Source organism: Streptomyces sp. JLBG701, assembly GCF_058544905.1.
This window is the reverse complement of record NZ_CM178588.1, coordinates 3,495,196-3,516,197: the sequence shown is the minus strand read 5'-3', so window position 1 is coordinate 3,516,197 and position 21,002 is coordinate 3,495,196. Positions and strand designations below refer to the sequence as shown.

Here is a 21,002-nt window from a genome sequence, read left to right as displayed (position 1 = left end):
TCCTCGCGCAGACCGCGATTTTCGCGGTCTCTACGCGCGTCCGTCTGTCACCGTGCCGGACAAACCCTCCCGGCACGCTTTGTCTTGGTCCGCGCAGTGCACCGCGCGGTACGCGCCAATGCCGATCTCGGCGAAGTTGGCCAGGCTCTCCGTGCCCGGCTCGAAATAGCCGCTGTGTCCTTCCGCGCCCTTCGCCGACAGCACGCGCGCGCCGAACGCCGCGGACACCGGATCCTGGCCGTGGCCGAGCCCGGCGAGCTCCAGGTAGGGCACGTCCTGCACCCAGTCGTCGGCGTCCCGCATCGCCCACACCTGCGCGGAGGTGTGCAGGCTCGCGGCCTTCGCGACCCGCATACCGGGGCTGGCGGCCACCGCTATGTCGGCCACCCGATCCGGCAGCGTGTGCGCGGCGACTCCGCACACCACGGAGCCGTAGCTGTGGCAGAACAGGGAGACGGGTGAGCTGCCGGGCAGCGCCCGCACCAGCGCGTTCAGTCGTACGGCACCGTCCTCGGCGCGCATCGCGGTGGCCGCGTCGATGCCGAGGCCGGTGGGCGAGGTGTAGTCGGCCCAGGCGATCACGGCCGTACGCGTCGTGGGGCTCTGTGCGCGCTCGGCCTTGTACAGGGCCTGGGCCATGCCGACGGGGGCCGTGTACTTCTTGTCGGTCTTCTGGAAGGTGAGCAGGTTGGTGTCGACACCGGGGACGACGACCGAGACGCGCTCGGCGTTCGTCAGGTCGCCGAACACCTCTGCGGCGCGGCCCGCGCCCTCGGGGTCGAAGGCGAGGATCTTGCGCTTCGTACCCAGCATCGACTCGAAGCGGTGCATACGGCGGCCCGCCTCCTGTTGCCCGGCGGGCGTGAGGCGGCTGTCGTGCATGCGTCTGCGCTCGGCCTCGTGTGCCTGTCCGAGCGCGATGTGGTTGGCGCGGTAGCGCAGTTGGACTGGGGCGCCGTTCATGTTGCCGACCGCCAGCGGATAGCGCTCGGCGAGACGTATGCGCTGATGTGCGGTGAGCGAGGCGAAGAACCGGGCCAGCAGGGCCGGGGCGGTGTCCGGGTCCGGCAGCCGGAGCCCGTTGACCTCGCCGTGCTCCCACGCCGTGCGTGAGGCCTGGAGTTCGGTCGAGCTCCGTTGGTGGCGCACCGCGGTCCAGCCGGTGGTCGCCAGCATCAGGAACACCACGGCCAGCGCGAGCAGTGCGCGCCAGACGTTGAGCTGGGGGGAGGTGTCGAAGGAGGTCACTGAAAGGACACACTAGGAGAACGGGAGGGTCTCGCGTTAACCAAGTGATGGGGATCACGTTTCGGTGAACGTGACGTTGAGCTCAGCCTTCGCGCCAGTGGCCGACGAGTGCCGGACCCACCTGGTCGAGGTATGACGCGGTCAGCTGTCGCATTGCCTCAAGGCTGTAGTCGTTCCCCTCGGACCACATCCGCTCCGTCGCCCGGATCACCCCGCCGAAGAGGGCGACCACGAGACGCGGCCTGGGGTCCACGTCCGGGTCGAGCCCCTCACGCGCCGCGATGACGCCTACGACCTCGTCCTCCAGCTCCGTCGCGCGGCGCAGGTGGGTGGCGAGCAGCGCCGGGGTCGACTCGATCACCCGGTAGGTGCGCATGTGCAGTTCGATCGGGACCACCTGCTCGATGGCCTGGCCGATGCTGTCCCAGCCCTCCAGGACGGCCCGGCTCAGCGCCTCCAGCGGGGCCTCGTGGGGCGGGCGCCGGCGCACGGCCTCGGCAAACTGCGCCTCCGCGAGACCCGGCGCGAAGAACACCACCTCCTCCTTGCTCGCGAAGTAGCGGAAGAAGGTGCGCTGCGAGACATCGACGGCCGCGGCGATGTCGTCGACGGTCGTCTCCTCGTATCCGCGCGTGGTGAACAGTTCGAGGGCGGCCCGCACCAGGGCCTCGCGGGTGCGCTGTTTCTTGCGTTCGCGCAGGGTTTCCATGTTGTGTCAGTTACCGACTTGTGAACTCGTTTGTCAATTGTCAGAGGCTGTCACTAGCCTCGAACGCATGACTAGTCAGACCATCCTCGACAAGACGGGGCCGGGGGACGAAGAGGCCGCTCCGTCCGAGCGGTCGCCGGCCTCCGGGCTGCGCGGCCACCCGTGGTTCACCCTCATCACCGTCGCCGTCGGCGTCATGATGGTGGCCCTCGACGGCACCATCGTGGCGATCGCCAACCCGGCCATCGCCACCGACCTGGGCGCCACCTTCGCCCAGGTGCAGTGGATCACCAACGCGTACTTCCTCGCCCTCGCGGTCTCCCTGATCACCGCGGGCAAGCTCGGTGACCGCTTCGGCCACCGTCAGACCTTCCTCATCGGCGTCGTCGGCTTCGCCGCCGCCTCGGGTGCCATCGGTCTGTCCGACAGCATCGGACTGGTCGTCACCTTCCGCGTCTTCCAGGGCCTGTTCGGCGCCCTGCTGATGCCGGCCGCGCTCGGCCTGCTGCGCGCCACCTTCCCGGCCGAGAAGCTCAACACGGCCATCGGCATCTGGGGCATGGTCATCGGCGCCTCCACCGCGGGCGGCCCGATCCTCGGCGGCGTGCTGGTCGAGCACGTCAACTGGCAGTCGGTGTTCTTCATCAACGTGCCCGTCGGTCTCCTCGCCCTCGCCCTGGGCGTGGTGATCCTGCTCGACCACCGCGCCGAGAACGCGCCGCGCTCCTTCGACATCCTCGGCATCGCCCTGCTCTCCGGCGCGATGTTCTGCCTCGTGTGGGCCCTGATCAAGGCCCCGGAGTGGGGCTGGGGCGCCGGAAAGACGTGGACCTTCATAGCCGCGTCCGTCATCGGCTTCGCTCTCTTCTCCTTCTGGGAGACGAAGGTGAAGGAGCCGCTGATCCCGCTGGCACTGTTCCGCTCGGTGCCGCTGTCGGCGGGCGTGGTGCTCATGGTCCTGATGGCCATCGCCTTCATGGGCGGCCTGTTCTTCGTGACGTTCTATCTGCAGAACGTGCACGGGATGAGCCCCATCGACGCCGGTCTGCACCTGCTGCCCCTCACCGGCATGATGATCGTCGGCTCCCCGCTCGCGGGCGTGCTGATCACCAAGCTCGGCCCGCGCATCCCGCTGGCCGGCGGCATGGCCTGCGTCGCGATCGCCATGTTCGGCATGTCCACGCTGGATGCGAACACGGGCAGCGCCGTCATGTCGCTCTGGTTCGCAGGCCTGGGCCTCGGCCTCGCGCCGGTCATGGTCGGTGCCACGGAGGTCATCGTCGGCAACGCCCCCATGGAGCTGTCCGGCGTGGCCGGCGGTCTCCAGCAGGCGGCGATGCAGATCGGCGGCAGCCTCGGTACGGCCGTCCTGGGCGCCGTGATGGCCTCCAAGGTCGACAACGACCTGGCCGGCAACTGGGCGGACGCGGGTCTCCCGCAGCTCACGGCGGAGCAGCAGGCCCAGGCCACGGAGGTCGTCCAGCAGGGCGCCGCCCCGGTGGCGCAGGGCACCCCGGCGGAGATCGCCGCGAAGATCACGGACGTGGCCCACGACACCTTCATCTCCGGCATGAGCCTGGCGTCCCTCGTGGCAGCAGGCGTGGCCACGGTGGCGGTCCTGGTCGCGCTGCTCACCAAGCGCGGCGAGAACGCGGAGGCGGGTGCGGGCGCGGCCCACATCTGACCGTGCTGGTCAGCGAGTTGCCCTGACAGCCGAACTCGCCGAAGCCTCCGAACTTCGCCTATCAGGGTGACTCCGCTAAAGATTCCTCGCCCTCGGTACGCGCCGCAGGTCACAGTTGGTCAAGTCCTCCGCAGGGCAGGGAGGACGGCCGGGCTGCTTGCGCGCTGCCGGAGGGGGGCGGCGCGCAAACAGCCCGGAAACCGCGGGACTCACCGCCGAAATCGGGGGTACCCGCGTCATCAGGACCCGAACTGAACCCGAACTCACCAAGGGATTCCGGGAGTTGATGATGCCGGGCTTCGGAAACGAAACACGCAGGAACCTCCGCGCCCGCATGGGCACCGGGCCGGACCGAGCCACGCTCGGCATCATCGGCACGGTCTGCGCGATCGCCGGCTTCTTCACCCTGGGCATCCTCCTCGGCCCGCTGGCGATCATCTGCGGCTGGCTGGCGATGGGCCGCACCTGGGCGGGCGGCCACCGCATCCCGGCTCTGGTCGCCGTGGTCCTGGGCGCGATCGACACCCTGGCGGCGGTGATGTGGCTCGTGTAGCGACAGCTACAGGGCCTTCTCTTTCTCGTTCTCGGCCAGGTGCGGCACGACAACAACCCCTGACAACGCCGCCACCTCGGCCCGCAACGCCCGTACTTCCTCCGTGAGCGCGGTGATCGCCTCGGTCTGCCGCCGCTCCTCCACGTCGTCCTTCTCGAACCGCGCGATGAACCAGGCGGCGATGTTCGCGGTGACCACACCGAGCAGGGCGATCCCGGACAGCATCAGCCCCACGGCGATAATCCGCCCGAGTCCGGTGGTCGGCGCGTGATCCCCGTACCCCACGGTCGTCATCGTCGTGAACGACCACCACACCGCGTCACCCAGCGTCTTGATGTTCCCCTTGGGTGAGTCCCGCTCCACCGACAACACGGCGAGCGACCCGAACATCAGCAACCCCACCACGGCCCCACCGACATACGTGGTCAGCCGAATCTGCGAGGCCATCCGAGCCCGCCGACCGACGAGCAGCAAGGTCGACACCAGCCGCAGAATCCGCAACGGCTGCAACAACGGCAACAGGACAGCACACAGATCCATCCAATGCCGCCGCACAAACGACCGCCGATCCCGAGCAAGCCCGAGCCGCACGACATAGTCGAGAGCAAAGGCCCCCCACACCACCCACTCGACAAGGGTGCAGACAGAGGTCAAAGACCGCCCGGCGGAACTGTCCACAATGGGCACGGCATAGGCAACGGCGAACACCACGGCAAGGGCCAACAACGGCCGCTGCGTCAGCCGCTCCCACCGCTCTTGGGCAGAAATCCCGGTCATGCTCGGCATCGTAGGTCCCCTGCAGCGCCGGTTAGGGGCGCGGGGAACTGCGCGACAAGCCCCCACCGAACCGCAGACAACAACGGACCTTTTAAGGGGCGCGGGGAACTGCGCAACCAGCCCCCACGCCCCGCAGACAACAACTAACCCCAAGCGGAACGCTTACGCGTCCCCACCGGCCGCCCCAGGATCCGCAGCCCCCACATCAAGCAACTGATACCGATCGATGGCCTGCTTCAACACCGACCGATCAACCTTCCCCTCCTTGGCCAACTCGGTCAGCACCCCCACCACCACCGACTGAGCGTCGATGTGGAAGAACCGCCGAGCAGCCCCCCGCGTATCGGCGAACCCGAACCCGTCCGCGCCCAGGGACTGGTACGTCCCCGGCACCCACCGCGAGATCTGATCCGGCACCGACCGCATCCAGTCCGACACAGCCACGAACGGCCCCTCGGCCCCGGACAGCTTCCGCGTCACATAGGGAACGAGCTGCTCCTCCTCCGGGTGCAGCAGATTGTGCCGCTCCACCTCGACCGCCTCGCGCCGCAGCTCGTTCCAGGAGGTCGCCGACCAGACATCAGCCCGTACGTTCCACTCCTCGGCCAGAATCTTCTGCGCCTCCAGAGCCCACGGCACAGCGACCCCCGAAGCCATGATCTGCGCGGGAATGGACCCCGAAGTCCCGGTCGACAGGCGGTGGATGCCCTTGAGGATGCCCTCGACGTCGACGTCCTCCGGCTCGGCCGGGTGCTGGATCGGCTCGTTGTAGACGGTGAGGTAGTAGAAGACGTTCTCACTGTCCGGCCCGTACATCCGACGGAGCCCGTCCTGCACGATGTGCGCGATCTCGTACGAGTACGCCGGGTCGTAGGCGACACAGCCCGGGTTCGTCGAGGCGAGCAGCTGCGAGTGACCGTCCGCGTGCTGCAGCCCCTCGCCGGTCAGAGTCGTACGGCCCGCGGTCGCACCCAGCACAAAACCGCGCGCCAGCTGGTCGGCCATCTGCCAGAACTGGTCACCGGTGCGCTGGAAACCGAACATCGAGTAGAAGACGTAGACCGGGATGAGCGGCTCGCCGTGCGTCGCGTACGCGGAACCCGCCGCGATCAGCGAGGCCGTGCAGCCCGCCTCGGAGATGCCGTCGTGCAGCATCTGCCCGGTCGGCGACTCCTTGTAGGCGAGGAGCAGATCGCGGTCCACGGACTCGTACTGCTGACCCAGCGGGTTGTAGATCTTCGCGCTCGGGAAGAAGGAGTCCATGCCGAACGTGCGGTACTCGTCCGGCGCGATCAGCACGAACCGCTTGCCGATCTCCTTGTCCCGCATGAGGTCCTTGAGGAGCCGGACGAAGGCCATCGTCGTCGCGATCGACTGCTGGCCCGAGCCCTTCTTCACACTCGCGTACGTCTTGTCGTCGGGCAGCGTCAGCGGCTGCGCGCGCACGACGCGGGTGGGGACGTAACCGCCGAGCGAGCTGCGGCGGTCGTGCATGTACTGGATCTCCTCCGAGTCGCGGCCCGGGTGGTAGTACGGTGGCGCGCCGGACTCCAGCTCCTGGTCGGTGATCGGCAGGTGGAGGCGGTCGCGGAAGCCCTTGAGGTCGGCGACCGTCAGCTTCTTCATCTGGTGCGTGGCGTTGCGGCCCTCGAAGTTGGGGCCCAGCGTCCAGCCCTTGACGGTCTGGGCGAGGACGACGGTCGGCTGGCCCTTGTGCGCCTTGGCCGCCGCGAAGGCCGCGTACACCTTCTTGTGGTCGTGACCGCCGCGCCCCAGGTGCAGGATCTGGTCGTCGGTCATGTTCTCGACCATCGCTCGCAGCCGGTGGTCGTGGCCGAAGAAGTGCTCGCGGATGTACGCGCCGGTCTCGGTGGCGTACGTCTGGAACTGGCCGTCCGGCGTGGTGTTGAGCTGGTTGACCAGGACGCCGTCGCGGTCCTGGGCGAGCAGCGGGTCCCAGGTGCGGTCCCAGACGAGCTTGATGACGTTCCAGCCGGCGCCCCGGAACTGCGACTCCAGCTCCTGGATGATCTTTCCGTTGCCGCGCACCGGGCCGTCGAGTCGCTGGAGGTTGCAGTTGACGACGAAGGTCAGGTTGTCCAGGCCCTCGCGCGCCGCGATCGACAGCTGGCCAAGCGACTCCGGCTCGTCCATCTCGCCGTCCCCGAGGAACGCCCATACGTGTGACTTGGAGGTGTCGGCGATCCCGCGCGCCTCCATGTAGCGGTTCATCCGCGCCTGGAAGATCGCGCCGAGCGGGCCAAGGCCCATGGAGACGGTCGGGAACTCCCAGAAGTCCGGCATCAGGCGCGGGTGCGGGTACGAGGACAGGCCGTACGGCGCCTTCGACTTCTCCTGGCGGAACGCGTCGAGCTGCTGCTCGCTCAGCCGGTCGAGCAGGAACGCGCGGGCGTAGATGCCGGGGGAGGCGTGTCCCTGGAAGAAGATCTGGTCGCCGCCGTCGCCCTCGTCCTTGCCGCGGAAGAAGTGGTTGAAGCCGACGTCGTAGAGCGAGGCGGAGGAGGCGAAGGTGGCGATGTGGCCGCCGACGCCGATGCCCGGGCGCTGGGCCCGCGACACCATGACCGCGGCGTTCCACCGGGTCGCGTTGAGGATGCGGCGCTCGATCTCCTCGTTGCCGGGGAAGAAGGGCTCGTCCTTCGTCGCGATCGTGTTGACGTAGTCCGTGCTGCGCATCTCGGGCACGGCCACGCGCTTCTCACGCGCCCGCTCGATCAGCCGGAGCATCAGATAGCGGGCCCGCTCGCGGCCTCGCTCGTCGACCGCCGCGTCGAGCGAGTCGAGCCACTCCTGGGTCTCTTCGGGATCGAAGTCAGGAACCTGACTAGGAAGGCCGCCAATGATGATCGGGTTGCGATCGGATCCGGAAGCCACGCTGTTCCTTACCTGTCGTAGGGCCGTCTTTTGCCCTTGTTCTGGGGGCTGCACCGCTCCCCATCGTGTACCTCGGGGAGACAAACGTCATCTCTACTGAGAGGTAACCGAGACCTGCGTCAGCTTGGGGTGCGTTGAGCAAACTCATTCGAGTCTCGTACCCGAAGGCGGTTCCCAAACGCGCAAAGCGGGCAGAACGGTGTGGTGTGTGTCACTTGCGGCTGCAACGACGTGCCTGGAGTTGCGGCGACACGGCCAGGATCGTCACCGTTTCGGCGGTCTGAACGGCCGGGTACTTGCGCGATCCGCCCCGCCCGTGTGGACTACGGCCAATGCTTCGCGCACGCGCGTGGCTGAGTTATTCCCCAAAACATGATCAGGAGGCAACCCGTGAGCGCGACCGCGGACCACGCGGAGGAACGGACGAACCCTGCCGCAAGGCTGGGGTTCCAGCCCGAGCAGGTGGTCCAGGAGATCGGCTACGACGAAGACGTAGACCAGGAGCTCCGCGAGGCCATTGAAGAAATTATCGGCAGCGACCTCGTGGACGAGGACTACGACGATGTGGCCGATGCCGTGGTGCTGTGGTTCCGCGACGACGACGGCGACCTGACCGATGTGCTGGTGGACGCCACCACGTACATCGAGGAAGGCGGTTCCATCCTGCTGCTGACACCCAAGACCGGCCGCGACGGATACGTCGAGCCGAGCGACATCTCCGAAGCCGCCACGACGGCCGGACTGTCGGCGTCCAAGAGCGTCAGCGTGGGCAAGGACTGGAGCGGTAGCCGGCTGGTGACGCCTAAGGCGGCCAAGTCCAAGAAGTAGCCTCGACCCACCGGACGGGCCGACTCGCTCAGGCGTGCTCGGCCCGTCCGACGGCCCACGGTGATCGCTGCGTAGGGTGTTCTCACCCGAACAGCCCACCGAAGGGAATGCAGGACGATGGCGATCCAGGTCGGCGAAAAGGCCCCTGACTTCGAGCTCAAGGACAACCACGGTGCGACCGTGAAGCTGTCCGACTTCCGCGGCGACAAGAACGTCGTGCTGCTCTTCTACCCCTTCGCCTTCACCGGCGTCTGCACGGGTGAACTGTGCGAGCTGCGTGACAACCTGCCGCAGTTCTCCGACCGCGACACCCAGCTGCTCGCCGTCTCCAACGACTCCATCCACACGCTGCGCGTCTTCGCCGAGCAGGAGAGCCTGGAGTACCCGCTGCTGTCCGACTTCTGGCCGCACGGCAACACTTCGCGCGCGTACGGCGTCTTCGACGAGGACAAGGGCTGCGCGGTGCGCGGGACCTTCGTCATCGACAAGGAAGGCGTGGTGCGGTGGACCGTGGTGAACGCTCTGCCGGACGCGCGCGATCTCACCGAGTACGTGAAGGCGCTCGACACCCTGTGATTGTTCGGTCCCAAGCCCTGCAGGGGGCGGGAACCCGTCACTAGGATCGAGACGTTGATCCGATAGCAACGCACTACGGGGCGCCCCGCCCCTTGGACACCAATGGAGGACTCGTGGGAGTCAGCCTCAGCAAGGGCGGCAACGTATCGCTGACCAAGGAGGCCCCGGGCCTGACCGCGGTCATCGTCGGTCTCGGGTGGGACGTCCGCACCACGACCGGCACGGACTTCGACCTGGACGCCAGTGCCCTGCTGGTGAACTCGGCCGGCAAGGTCGCCAGCGACGCGAACTTCGTCTTCTTCAACAACCTCAAGAGCGCCGACGGCTCGGTCGAGCACACCGGCGACAACATCACCGGTGAGGGCGAGGGCGACGACGAGCAGATCAAGGTCAACCTCGCGACGGTCCCGGCCGACGTCGACAAGATCGTCTTCCCGGTCTCGATCTACGACGCCGAGAACCGCCAGCAGTCCTTCGGCCAGGTGCGCAACGCGTTCATCCGCGTCGTCAACCAGGCCGGCGAGGCGGAGATCGCGCGCTACGACCTCTCCGAGGACGCCTCCACCGAGACCGCCATGGTCTTCGGCGAGCTGTACCGCCACGGCGCGGAGTGGAAGTTCCGCGCCATCGGCCAGGGCTACGCGTCGGGCCTGCGCGGCATCGCGCAGGACTTCGGCGTCAACGTCTGAGCCGGACCGCCTGACCGCTTCACCGTCCGGCGCCGCACGGTTCGCGTGCGGCGCCGGACGCGCAGGACAACCGAAGACAGAAACACCTCGGGGAGGACCAGCATCATGGGCGTCACGCTCGCCAAGGGGGGCAATGTCTCCCTGTCCAAGGCCGCACCCAACCTCACGCAGGTGATGGTCGGGCTCGGCTGGGACGCACGCTCCACCACCGGAGCCGACTTCGACCTCGATGCCAGCGCGCTGATGTGCAACGCGGGCCGGGTGATGGGCGACGAGTGGTTCATCTTCTACAACCAGCTCAAGAGCCCGGACGGCTCGGTGGAGCACACCGGGGACAACCTCACCGGTGAGGGCGAGGGCGACGACGAGTCGCTCCTGGTCGATCTGTCCAAGGTGCCGGCCGCCTGCGACAAGATCATCTTTCCGGTCTCCATCCATGACGCCGACAACCGCGGCCAGACCTTCGGCCAGGTCAGCAACGCCTTCATCCGCGTGGTCAACCAGGCCGACGGCCAGGAGCTCGCCCGCTACGACCTCAGCGAGGACGCCTCGACGGAGACCGCGATGATCTTCGGCGAGCTCTACCGGCACCAGACCGAGTGGAAGTTCAGGGCTGTCGGCCAGGGGTACGCGTCGGGTCTGCGAGGAATCGCCCTGGACTTCGGAGTGAACGTCTCGTAGCGCTGCAAACCCCCCGACCTGCGACTCTTCGACCGGGTGGGCCCGCGTGTCCCACCCCGGGGGCGAGCCCTCTAGAATTCGGTCAACGTTGAGTAAAGCCGAGTACGGCGCGGGGGAGACCCGTACAAACGAGATTGGGTAGCCAGTGCTTCTGAAAACCTTCGGCTGGTCGTTCGCGGTAACCGCGGTCGGCCTGGTCGCGGCGGTCTTCTACGGGGGGTGGACCGCCTTCGGAATCGTGGCCATCCTCTCCATCCTTGAGATTTCCCTCTCCTTCGACAACGCGGTGGTCAACGCCGGGATCCTGAAGAAGATGAGTGCCTTCTGGCAGCGAATCTTCCTCACGGTCGGCGTGCTCATCGCCGTATTCGGCATGCGGCTGGTCTTCCCTGTCGTGATCGTCGCGATCAGCGCGAAGATGGGCCCGATCGAGGCCGTCGACCTCGCGCTGAACAACAAGGACCGCTACGAACAGCTGGTGACCGACGCCCACCCGTCGATCGCCGCCTTCGGTGGCATGTTCCTGCTGATGATCTTCCTTGACTTCATCTTCGAGGAGCGCGACATCCAGTGGCTGCGCTGGATCGAGCGCCCGCTGTCCAAGCTCGGCAAGGTCGACATGCTGTCGGTCTGCATCGCGCTGGTCGTCCTGCTCGTCTCCTCGATGACCTTCGCGACCAACGCCCACCTGCACGCCGGCCACGCGGACAAGGCGCAGACGGTGCTGATCTCCGGCGTCCTCGGCCTCATCACGTACATGGTCGTCGGCGGTCTCTCCGGCTACTTCGAGGACAGACTCGAAGCTGAGGAGGAGCGGGAGCACGAGCAGGAGGAGGAAGCCGAGCGGACCGGCAAGAAGAAGCCGCCCATCGTCCTCGCAGGCCAGGCCGCGTTCTTCATGTTCCTCTACCTTGAGGTCCTCGACGCGTCCTTCTCCTTCGACGGTGTCATCGGCGCCTTCGCCATCACCAACGACATCGTTCTCATGGCGCTCGGCCTCGGTATCGGCGCCATGTACGTCCGGTCGCTCACCGTCTATCTGGTCCGCCAGGGGACCCTCGACGACTACGTCTACCTGGAGCACGGCGCCCACTACGCGATCGGCGCCCTCGCCATGATCCTGCTGGTCACCATCCAGTACCAGATCAGCGAGATCATCACCGGCCTCGTCGGCGTCGTCCTGATCGCCGCCTCCTTCTGGTCCTCGGTACGTCGCAACAACGCACTGGCGGAAGCCGAGGGAAAAGCGGGCTCGGACGAGAAGACTGAGGTCTCGTCCGGGGTGTGACAAGCTCCCTGGTAAGGGAACGCTCTGTTCGGGGCGGCCGTCGAGGACGTGTCCTCCAGTCGGCCGCCCCTTCGGTTTCGTGATGTGTGGACGTGGGGGCGGGAATGGGCTTCTTCGACGGGCTGTGGCGTGGGCGTGAGGCCGACTTCGACTCGGGGAGCGCCGCCACCAACTCGATCCAGCTGACCAAACGGCACAGCCAGGTCTCGCTGAAGAAACAGGGCGCGGACACCGGCAACCTCCGGGTCAACCTGACCTGGAGCATGCGGACCTCTGACGTGGGCGGCAACCAGCGGGAAAGCCTGCTCCGGCACCCCTTCAAGGCGCTCAAGCCCCCGGAGGTCATCGGCCACAGCCAGAGCATGGTCAACGTCGACCTCGACCTCGGGTGCCTATATGAGCTGATGGACGGCACCAAGGGGGTCGTACAGCCGCTCGGTGGCTTCCTGGGTGACGTCAACTCGCCGCCGTACGTGAAGCTCAGCGGTGACGACCGGTTCGGGTCGGCCTCCGGCGAGACGATCTACGTCAACCTCGATCACCGCGAGAGCATCAAGCGGCTTCTGGTGTTCGTCTACATCTACGACCAGACGCCCGCGTTCGACCGTACGCACGCCATCGTCACGCTGTACCCCAGCAACGGCCCCCGCATAGAGATAGGCCTCGACGAACGGCACCCCCAGGCTCGCTCCTGTGCCGTCGTGATGATCGAGAACGTCAAGGGCGAGCTGGTGGTGCGGCGGGAAGTGAAGTTCGTTTACGGGTTCCAGGCGGAGCTGGATCGGTTGTACGGGTGGGGATTGCAGTGGGGGCGGGGTTACAAGGCGAATGCGGAACGCTAGCGCTGGGCTTGGACGGGGCGCCTATTGACTCGGGTGGCGCTGTCCTACCGGCCGATGAATTGTGGGCCCTGTGGAGGCAGTCTGAAGTCCGGGTCCGGGACCGTCGTGCCCACCGGTTGCGGATAGCCGTACGCTCCCGCCGTGGCCGCCGGCTGGGCCGGTGCCGCGGTCTGCGGTTGGGGGTAGCCGTAGGCGGGCTGGCTGGTCGGGTGGGGGTAGCCGTAGGCCGGCTGGGCCGTCTGTTGGGGGACCGCCGTCGGTTGTTCCGGGGGCAGGGGGGCGGAGAGCTCGGGGTCGGCCGCCGCCTCCGATTCGTCCACCGAGATGCCGTAGTCCGTCGCGAGGCCCTGGAGGCCGTTCGAGTAGCCCTCGCCGAGTGCGCGGAATTTCCAGCCCTCGCCTCGGCGGTACAGCTCGCCACAGATCAGGGCGGTCTCCTCGCCGGTCTCCGGCTTCACGTCGAAGTACGCCAGCGGGTCGCCGTCGGGCGCGGTGGCGTCGTACAGCAGGATGCGCAGCCCCCGTACGCGGTCGAAGGTGAGGCCGTCGGCCGAAGCGACCAGCAGAATCTGTCCGACAGCGGCCTCGACACCGGCGAGATCTGTCTGGATCGTGTCGGTGAGACCTTCGGCGACGCGTTTCTTGCCGAGCCGCCAGATCTTCCCGGAGGGGTGCCGGGGCTGGTTGTAGAAGACGAAGTCCTCGTCGGAGCGCACACGACCGTCGAGGCCGAGGAGCAGCGCCGAGGCGTCGACATCCGAGACCTCCTGCCCGGGCGTCCAGCGCAGCACGGCACGTACCGTCGTGGCTTCCAGCGGGACGTTCGACCCCTTCAGCATCGCGTGCGTCATGCGGTCATCCTGCCCTCTCGGTCCTGATCACGACAATGTGGGGGTACATGATCCCAGTGGTGAGCCGTACTCGGCTCTGCTCGGCCATGCTTGTCTGCGTTACCTGAAATTCATGCCCGACGGGAACCCCTGACATGGGCCTATACGTACTATTACCGGCCACCTGTCGACGCTTCACAGGTTACTCAGCCATCACACCAACCATCGCGGGGGAGTCTTATGCGTCATTTCGGGCACATCGCCCCTGAGGTGCGCCAGCGCCTCTTCCACCAGGAGCCGTGCGAGTTCAACGCGGACTCCCCGGCCCGGCTGCTCTCCGTGGCCCTGGGCGCCACGCTCTACAGCCCGGCCACCCGGCCGAGGCTCGCGGACGACATCCTCAAGCAGGTCGCCCGCGGCGTGGTCTCGATGGTGCTGTGCCTGGAGGACTCGATCGGCGACGACGACGTGGAGGAGGGCGAGGAGAACCTGGTCCGGCAGTTCACGGACCTGGCAGGCCGCGATGACGTGGACCTGCCGCTGCTGTTCATCCGCGTCCGCGCCCCCGAACAGATCCCCGATCTCGTACGACGCCTCGGTCCCGCCGCCCGGCTGCTGTCCGGGTTCGTGATGCCCAAGTTCACCGAGGAACGCGGCATGCCCTTCCTGGAGGCGCTCACCGCCGCCGAGGTCGCGAGCGGGCAGCGCCTGTTCGCCATGCCGGTCCTGGAGTCGCCCGAGCTGCTGTACCGCGAGTCCCGCGTGGAGACCCTGGAGGGCATCTCCCGCGCCGTCGACAAGTACCGCGACCGCGTCCTCGCCCTGCGCCTCGGCGTCACCGACTTCTGCTCCTCGTACGCGCTCCGCCGAGCCCCCGACATGACCGCCTACGACGTCCAGGTCGTCGCCTCCGTGATCTCCGACGTGGTGAACATGCTGGGGCGGGCCGACGGCACCGGATTCACCGTGACCGGGCCGGTGTGGGAGTACTTCCGGGTCCAGGAGCGCATGTTCAAGCCGCAGCTGCGCCGCAGCCCCTTCTCGGAGGGACAGGCCGAGGAACTGCGCGAGGCGCTCATCGAGCACGCCATGGACGGACTGCTGCGCGAGATCGCCCTCGACCGGGCCAACGGTCTGACGGGCAAGACCTGCATCCACCCCACGCACGTACTGCCCGTGCACGCACTCTCCGTGGTCAGCCACGAGGAGTTCAGTGACGCGGCGGACATCCTGCGACCCGAGCGGGGCGGCGGGGGTGTACTGAGGTCGGCGTACACGAACAAAATGAATGAGGTGAAGCCGCACCGGGCCTGGGCCGAGCGCACCATGCTGCGCGCCGAGGTCTTCGGTGTCGCCAACGAGGACATCGGCTTCGTGGAGCTGCTCGCCGCCGGACTCCCCGGCTGACCGGGCCTCCACCCGATTTCCGCTGAATACCAAGGGACGCATGAAAAAGGCAGTGAACAACGGGGTCTGGTCGGGCAGCTGGGTCGCCGAGCGACTCGGGCTCGAACTCGTCGGCGACGACGAACTGAGCGACCTGCTCGGGCTCGCGCTGCGGCGCAACCCCAAGCGGGCGCACCTGCTCGTGTCCAACGTGCTCGGCAAGCACGTACCGCAGTCACCGTCCGTCGTGTACGGCCACGGCTTCGCCCTGGGCCGGCGGGTGCGCGCCCTGCTGGGCACCGACGAGGCCCGCAGGGCGGTCGTCCTCGGCTACGCGGAGACGGCCACCGGCCTCGGCCACTCCGTAGCCGACGGCGTAGGCCTGGCCCCCTACCTCCACTCCACCCGCCGCCCCGTACCCGGCGTAGCCCCCGCAGGAGGCTTCGAGGAGTCCCACTCCCACGCCACGTCCCACCTCCTCCTCCCCGAGGACCCGGCCCTCCTGGTGGGCGACGGCCCGCTGGTCCTGGTCGACGACGAGTTCTCGACGGGCAACACGGTCCTCAACACGATCCGGGACCTCCACGAGCGCTATCCGCGGCGACGGTACGTAGTGGTGGCCCTGGTAGACATGCGCTCACCGACGGACACGGGCCGCCTGGAGGACTTCGCGAGGGAGATAGACGCGAGGGTGGACTTGGTGACGGCGGCGTCGGGGACGGTAAAGCTGCCGGAGGGAGTGCTGGAGAAAGGCCAGGACCTTGTAGAAAGGCATGAGGTCACTGACGTAGGGGCGCGGGGCTGTGTTGAATCTGCGGCTACCGCCGCGTGGGCGCGACCAGCCCCCACAAACCCGCACCCGACACACAACATCACGCGAGTAGACCTGCGCTGGCCCCGCGGCCTCCCTGACGGCGGCAGACACGGCTTCACCCCCTCGCATCGAATACGCCTGGAGAACGCCCTCCCGGCGATGGCGGCACGCCTTGCTGAAGCACTGCCGCAAGACGCAAGCCGCGTACACATCCTCGGCTTCGAAGAGCTGATGTACGCCCCCCTCCGCCTGGCCCGCGAGCTGGAACAGATCGTCGACGCCGAGGTCCGCACCTCCACCACCACCCGCTCACCGGTCCTCGCGGTGGACGACCCCGGCTACGCGATACGCAGCCGCCTGATATTCCCCGCACACGACGACCCCGCCGACGGCCCAGGCGACCGCTACGTCTACAACGTCGCCGGCGCCGGCTTCGACGTCGTGGTCGCGGTCATCGACTCGCACGCGGACACACCGCAACTGCACGCCCCGGGCGGCCTGCTCGCGCAGCTCTCCGAACACACCCCGCACGTCCTGCTCGCGGTCGTCCCCAGCTACGTCCCCGAGCCCCTGTACGTACCCGAAAGGCCCGCCATGCTTCCGGAGCCCCTCCGCGGACCCGCCTTCTCCTCCTACCCACCGGAAGAGGTCGGCTGGCTGCTCCAGGATCTCTCGGACGTGACGCTGGAGGCGCCGACGGAGGAGCGCGAGGAGGCCATCCAGAGCGGCGGCGCGCACTACGCGGAGTCGCTGCCGGTGGAGTACCAGCCGAGCGAGCAGTACCAGGAGCTGTTCCAGACGGCGCTGGAGGAGTCCGCGGCGCGCCTCGCACTGGCGGTCGGCGCGGTGACCGAGCTCGTCCTGACCGAGCGCTCGCCGAGGCCCGTCCTGGTGTCGCTGGCCCGCGCGGGCACGCCCGTCGGCGTCCTGATGCGCCGCTGGGCCCAGTACCGGCACGGCCTCGACCTGCCGCACTACGCCGTGTCGATCGTGCGCGGCCGGGGCATCGACGCGAACGCGCTGCGCTGGCTGGCCGCCCACCACGACCCCGCCGACGTCGTGTTCGTCGACGGCTGGACCGGCAAGGGCGCCATCACCCGCGAACTCGCCGAGGCCCTGCGGGAGTTCGAGGAATCCGACGGGGTGTCCGGCTTCAACCCGGAGATCGCGGTGCTGGCCGACCCGGGCTCCTGCGTGCGGACGTACGGCACCCGCGAGGACTTCCTCATCCCCTCCGCCTGCCTCAACTCGACCGTGTCGGGCCTGATATCGCGCACCGTGCTGCGTGCGGACCTCGTGGGCCCGCACGACTTCCACGGCGCGAAGTTCTACCGCGAACTCGCCGGCGCCGATGTCTCGGTGGACTTCCTCGACGCGGTCGCCGCGCGCTTCCCCGAGGTGATGGAGGCCGTGGACGCGCTCGCCAAGGAGCTCCTGGCCGCCGACCGGACGCCAACCTGGGAGGGCTGGGCGGCAGTTGAGCGGATCAGCGAGGAGTACGGCATCCACGACGTGAACCTCGTCAAGCCCGGCGTCGGCGAGACCACCCGCGTGCTGCTGCGCCGGGTGCCCTGGAAGATCCTGGCGCACGCCGGGGCGGGGGCCGACCTCGACCACGTACGGCTGCTGGCCGAGCAGCGAGGCGTCCCGGTGGAGGAGGTCGACGAACTCCCGTACACCTGCGTGGGGTTGATCCACCCCAAGTACACGCGCGGCGCGACCGGTGCCGACGGCAAGGCGGTGACGGTCTGATGCCGGTACTGGTGGCGAGCGACCTCGACCGTACGCTCATCTACTCCGCGGCGGCCCTCGCGCTGACCATGCCGGACGCGCGGGCGCCGCGGCTGCTCTGCGTCGAGGTGCACGAGAGCAAGCCGCTGTCGTACATGACGGAGACGTCGGCCGAGCTGCTGACCGAGCTGGGCGACGAGGCGGTCTTCGTGCCGACGACGACCCGGACCCGTAAGCAGTACCAGCGCATCAACCTGCCCGGCCCGCCGCCTAAGTACGCGATCTGCGCGAACGGCGGACACCTGCTGGTGGACGGCGTGTCCGACGCGGACTGGCACGCGCGGGTGACGGCCAAACTGGCCGAGGAGTGCGCGCCGTTGGAGGAGGTCCGGGAGTATCTGGCGGACACCGCGGACCCGTTGTGGGTACGCAAGCACCGCATCGCCGAGGACTTCTTCGCCTACCTCGTCGTAGAGCGCGAACTGCTCCCCGAGGAGTGGGTGAAGGAACTCGCGGTGTGGGCGGAGAACCGCGGCTGGACGGTGTCGCTCCAGGGCCGCAAGATCTACGCCGTGCCCAAGCCGCTCACCAAGAGCGCGGCCATGCGCGAGGTCGCCCGCCGCACCGGCGCCGCCCTCACACTCGCGGCCGGCGACTCCCTCCTCGACGCCGACCTGCTCCTCGCCGCGGACCAGGGCTGGCGCCCCGGCCACGGCGAACTGGCCGACGCCGACTGGACGGCCCCGGCGATCAGCGCACTGCCGGAGCGGGGCGTGCTGGCGGGGGAGCGGATCATGCGCGAGTTCTTGCGGGCGGTGCGGACGCCTCGGTGACGGTGGGCGGGGCCAACGGCGGTTGGCCTACGGGTGTTGGCCCACGCTCGTAGGCCCACGCCTGTAGGCCAACAACCGTTGATCAGCCGCAGCAGCCCCCGCCGCAACACCCGCCGCCACCGCCACCGCCGCCCGCGCGGGGCGCCGCCGCCGGTGCGGAGGCCGAGCCGCCCACCGCCACCGTCGACAGGAGCTTGACCGTGTCGTCGTGGCCCTCGGGGCAGGCCGCCGGGGCGGAGGACTCCGCCATCGGGCGGCTCAGTTCGAAGGTGTCGCCGCAGGTCCGGCAGCGGTACTCATAGCGAGGCATGCGCACAGGTTAACCGGCGTCCCCCGGCTGGCCCAGGGGACCTGGACCAGCCGGGCGAGGTCAGTGCCCCGCCCCACGCTCCTCACGGATCTGCGAGACCACCCGGGCCACCGTCTGCCGTACCGCTTCCGTCTCGGTCAGGAAGTGCCAGTAGTCGGGGTGCCGCCCCTCCAGCGTGCCGATCGCGCGCTCCAGCCGGGCGACCGCGTCGTCCAGGGGGCGCGCGTCCCGTGGGTCGGGCGTGCTCCGGCCGCTCATCGCCAGGCGCTGCGCGTCCCGGATGGCGAAGCGCGTACGGTCGATCTCCTGCTGCGGGTCCTTCTGCACGGCGTTCAGCCGCCGCAGCCGGTCGCCGGCGGCGGAGACGGCCTCGTCGGTCGTGTTCAGCAGCGCGCGCACCGTCGACAGCAGCGCGGTGGCGTCCGGCCAGCGCTGCTCGTCGCGCGCGGCCTGAGCCTCCTTCAGCTTCAGCTCGGCCTGGCGTACGTTCTCCTCGGCCCCCTCCGGCACATGCTGGAGGTCCTGCCAGCAGGCGGCCGAGAAACGCCGCCGCAGCTCGCTCAGCACCGGCTCCACCTGCCCGGCCCGCGTGGTGAGCGCCTGCGCGCGCGTGCGCAACGAGACGAGCCGGTGGTCGAGCTCGGCGGCGCGCTCCGGGAGCCGCTCGGCCTCGGCCCGCACCCCCTCGGCCTCCCGCGCGACCCGCTCCGCCCGCTCCAGCGTCTGCGGTACGCCGTGCTGCCCCGCGCCCTGGTTCAGCTTGGTCAGCTCGGGGGCGAGGGCGGCGAGACGGGCGGCGAGGTCGTCCGCCTTCAGCCCTGATCCTCGTACGGCATCCAGGGCGTTCGAGGCGGCCAGCAGGGACTGGCGGGCCCGCTCCACGGCGGGGGCCAGTCGGGCCAGCTGGGTCTCGGCCTTGCCGAGGAGCGGGCCGAGGCCGTCGGTGAACCGGTCCAGGTCCTGCTTGACGCGCCCCAGCTCGTCCTTGGCGGCCGTCAGCTTGGTGCGCGCCTGCGCGGCGACCGAGGCCTCCAGGTCGTCGCGGTCCAGGTCGTGGGCGTCGACGGCGCTGATGTACTGGCCGCTGGCCTCGTCGATGCGCCGGCCCAGCGCCTGGAAGTCGGAGACGGCGCGCTTGGCGGCCGGTGAGTCGTCGACGGCCGTGATCGTCTCTATCGAGATCCGCAGGTCGCGCTGGGCCGTGTCCAGCTCGTAGAACGCGGCCGCGGCGGCGTCCTTCGCGGCCTGCGCCTCCGCCCGCTGGCCCTCGGCCCGCCCGCCGAACCATCGACGGGTGCCGCCACCGGCGAACGCGAGGGGCAGTACGACGGGGAGTGCGAGGGCGGCGAGCAGCGGCAGGCCCATCAGAGTGAGCGCGCCCCGGATCTGGGCCGGGGCCCGCCAGGGGCGACGACGTGCGCGCTGCGCGCGCGGCACCGACGGCGAATACGGCTGCGCAGGTGTCGCCGTCACATCCCTCTCCCGTGCTGATTTCCGCCCTTGCCCGGTGTCATTCTCCCACCGGTTAAGGACGAACACACGGGCCGGTTAGTTCGCGGTTCGCACAGTGACTTTTCCGTCGTTCGTGTGGGCCGACACCACATGAGAACTGGACTCGTCCCGGGGCACGGACACATGCACCGAGCCGTCGCCCGTCGCGGTCGTCACACGGTACGAGGCCTGGGGCAGCGTGATGGTGACGGATCCGTCGCCGGTGCGGGAGTCCACCAGGTCGGGTACGACGCCGAGTTCGAGGTGGACCGAGCCGTCACCGGTGCTCGCGCGCACCTGCCGGGAGTCCACGTCCGCGTGCACGGATCCGTCGCCGGTGCGCAGGTCCAGCGGGCCGGTGGAGTCGCTGATGTGGACGGAGCCGTCACCGGTGCGCACGCCGAGTGCCTCCTTGAGCCCCCGCACCCGCACGCTGCCGTCCCCGTCCTCGACCTTGACGGCGACCCCGCGCGGCACCTCGATGCGATGCCTGGCCGCGCAGTCGGCGACCACGCCGGAGCAGTTCACGCGCAGCACCAGCCGGTCGTCCTTCATCGACCAGGTCACCTCGGGATCCTCGCCGATCGCCACCGAACCCTGGAACCAGCGGGTGACCTCGACCTCGCCCGCCGGATTCGCGTCCGTGGCGACGATGTCGAGCGCCGAGTCGTCGGAGTCGACGGTGAGCGTACGGCCCTCCAGGGCGAAGGACCGGTGATCGGGATCCTTGTCGTCCCCGGCGGAGGCACCGCAGGCGGTGGCGGCGGCGAGAACGGCTACGACGGCGCCGGTGAGGGCGAGGGCACGGACGGGAACGCGAACGGTGCGGGCCATGAT

19 protein-coding genes are annotated in these 21,002 nt (G+C 68.8%); 11 read left to right on the top strand and 8 right to left on the bottom strand.

What is annotated here, in order from left to right; genetic code table 11:
• Window positions 1-30: 30 nt before the first annotated feature.
• The gene (locus AC5DRG_RS16060; RefSeq protein ID WP_491811181.1) at window positions 31-1,248 is read right to left on the bottom strand and encodes an alpha/beta hydrolase; all 1,218 of its coding nucleotides are present in this window, start codon (window positions 1,246-1,248) and stop codon (window positions 31-33) included.
• Between the two features lie 82 nt (window positions 1,249-1,330).
• Window positions 1,331-1,957 carry a TetR family transcriptional regulator gene (locus AC5DRG_RS16055; protein WP_491811180.1) on the bottom strand — a complete coding sequence of 209 codons (627 nt, stop codon included), beginning with the start codon at window positions 1,955-1,957 and terminating at the stop codon, window positions 1,331-1,333.
• A gap of 67 nt (window positions 1,958-2,024) precedes the next feature.
• Between AC5DRG_RS16055 and AC5DRG_RS16050 the strand changes: the two genes are divergently transcribed.
• Both AC5DRG_RS16050 and AC5DRG_RS16045 read left to right on the top strand, forming a co-directional pair.
• Entirely contained in the window at window positions 2,025-3,641 is a 1,617-nt protein-coding gene (locus AC5DRG_RS16050) for an MFS transporter (RefSeq protein WP_491811179.1), read from the top strand.
• 286 nt (window positions 3,642-3,927) lie between these two features.
• Entirely contained in the window at window positions 3,928-4,194 is a 267-nt protein-coding gene (locus AC5DRG_RS16045) for a small hydrophobic protein (protein ID WP_491811178.1), read from the top strand.
• A 6-nt stretch (window positions 4,195-4,200) separates the two neighbouring features.
• Here AC5DRG_RS16045 and AC5DRG_RS16040 read toward each other — a convergent pair whose 3' ends face one another.
• Window positions 4,201-4,971, bottom strand: coding sequence for a potassium channel family protein (locus tag AC5DRG_RS16040; protein ID WP_491811177.1), 771 nt, complete (start codon window positions 4,969-4,971; stop codon window positions 4,201-4,203).
• 162 nt (window positions 4,972-5,133) lie between these two features.
• Window positions 5,134-7,866, bottom strand: coding sequence for a pyruvate dehydrogenase (acetyl-transferring), homodimeric type (gene aceE / locus AC5DRG_RS16035; RefSeq protein ID WP_491811176.1), 2,733 nt, complete (start codon window positions 7,864-7,866; stop codon window positions 5,134-5,136).
• A gap of 390 nt (window positions 7,867-8,256) precedes the next feature.
• Here aceE and AC5DRG_RS16030 point away from each other — a divergent pair, with 390 nt between their 5' ends.
• The 6 genes from AC5DRG_RS16030 to AC5DRG_RS16005 all read left to right on the top strand — a co-directional run bounded on the left by AC5DRG_RS16030 (window position 8,257) and on the right by AC5DRG_RS16005 (window position 12,770).
• Window positions 8,257-8,694 carry a DUF3052 domain-containing protein gene (locus AC5DRG_RS16030; protein WP_491811175.1) on the top strand — a complete coding sequence of 146 codons (438 nt, stop codon included), beginning with the start codon at window positions 8,257-8,259 and terminating at the stop codon, window positions 8,692-8,694.
• A gap of 117 nt (window positions 8,695-8,811) precedes the next feature.
• Entirely contained in the window at window positions 8,812-9,270 is a 459-nt protein-coding gene (locus tag AC5DRG_RS16025; protein ID WP_491811174.1) for a peroxiredoxin, read from the top strand.
• Between the two features lie 113 nt (window positions 9,271-9,383).
• Window positions 9,384-9,959 (top strand): calcium homeostasis/redox stress adaptation protein, encoded by a 576-nt coding sequence (locus tag AC5DRG_RS16020; protein ID WP_491811173.1) that lies wholly within the window; start codon window positions 9,384-9,386, stop codon window positions 9,957-9,959.
• A gap of 105 nt (window positions 9,960-10,064) precedes the next feature.
• A complete protein-coding gene (locus AC5DRG_RS16015) occupies window positions 10,065-10,640 on the top strand; it encodes a TerD family protein (protein WP_491811172.1) in 576 nt (191 codons plus the stop codon).
• 145 nt (window positions 10,641-10,785) lie between these two features.
• The gene (locus tag AC5DRG_RS16010) at window positions 10,786-11,928 is read left to right on the top strand and encodes a DUF475 domain-containing protein (protein WP_491811171.1); all 1,143 of its coding nucleotides are present in this window, start codon (window positions 10,786-10,788) and stop codon (window positions 11,926-11,928) included.
• 104 nt (window positions 11,929-12,032) lie between these two features.
• Window positions 12,033-12,770 (top strand): TerD family protein, encoded by a 738-nt coding sequence (locus AC5DRG_RS16005; protein WP_491813054.1) that lies wholly within the window; start codon window positions 12,033-12,035, stop codon window positions 12,768-12,770.
• A 44-nt stretch (window positions 12,771-12,814) separates the two neighbouring features.
• On the opposite strand, the gene AC5DRG_RS16000 is transcribed toward AC5DRG_RS16005, so the two are convergent.
• Window positions 12,815-13,621 carry a TerD family protein gene (locus AC5DRG_RS16000; protein WP_491811170.1) on the bottom strand — a complete coding sequence of 269 codons (807 nt, stop codon included), beginning with the start codon at window positions 13,619-13,621 and terminating at the stop codon, window positions 12,815-12,817.
• A 219-nt stretch (window positions 13,622-13,840) separates the two neighbouring features.
• On the opposite strand from AC5DRG_RS16000, the gene AC5DRG_RS15995 reads away from it, so the two are divergent.
• Genes AC5DRG_RS15995 through AC5DRG_RS15985 form a run of 3 tightly spaced genes read left to right on the top strand, consistent with a single transcriptional unit; the run spans window position 13,841 to window position 18,364 of the window.
• Window positions 13,841-15,007 carry an HpcH/HpaI aldolase/citrate lyase family protein gene (locus AC5DRG_RS15995; protein ID WP_491811169.1) on the top strand — a complete coding sequence of 389 codons (1,167 nt, stop codon included), beginning with the start codon at window positions 13,841-13,843 and terminating at the stop codon, window positions 15,005-15,007.
• A gap of 40 nt (window positions 15,008-15,047) precedes the next feature.
• The gene (locus AC5DRG_RS15990) at window positions 15,048-17,552 is read left to right on the top strand and encodes a phosphoribosyltransferase (RefSeq protein WP_491811168.1); all 2,505 of its coding nucleotides are present in this window, start codon (window positions 15,048-15,050) and stop codon (window positions 17,550-17,552) included.
• Entirely contained in the window at window positions 17,552-18,364 is an 813-nt protein-coding gene (locus AC5DRG_RS15985; RefSeq protein ID WP_491811167.1) for an HAD family hydrolase, read from the top strand. Before AC5DRG_RS15990 ends, AC5DRG_RS15985 begins: the two co-directional genes overlap by 1 nt.
• Before the next feature lie 82 nt (window positions 18,365-18,446).
• On the opposite strand, the gene AC5DRG_RS15980 is transcribed toward AC5DRG_RS15985, so the two are convergent.
• The 3 genes from AC5DRG_RS15980 to AC5DRG_RS15970 all read right to left on the bottom strand — a co-directional run bounded on the left by AC5DRG_RS15980 (window position 18,447) and on the right by AC5DRG_RS15970 (window position 20,999).
• Entirely contained in the window at window positions 18,447-18,674 is a 228-nt protein-coding gene (locus AC5DRG_RS15980; protein ID WP_491811166.1) for an FmdB family zinc ribbon protein, read from the bottom strand.
• Between the two features lie 60 nt (window positions 18,675-18,734).
• Complete coding sequence (locus AC5DRG_RS15975; RefSeq protein WP_491811165.1) at window positions 18,735-20,147, bottom strand: hypothetical protein; 1,413 nt, start codon at window positions 20,145-20,147, stop codon at window positions 18,735-18,737.
• A gap of 75 nt (window positions 20,148-20,222) precedes the next feature.
• Window positions 20,223-20,999, bottom strand: coding sequence for a DUF4097 family beta strand repeat-containing protein (locus AC5DRG_RS15970; RefSeq protein WP_491811164.1), 777 nt, complete (start codon window positions 20,997-20,999; stop codon window positions 20,223-20,225).
• Window positions 21,000-21,002 lie beyond the last annotated feature (3 nt).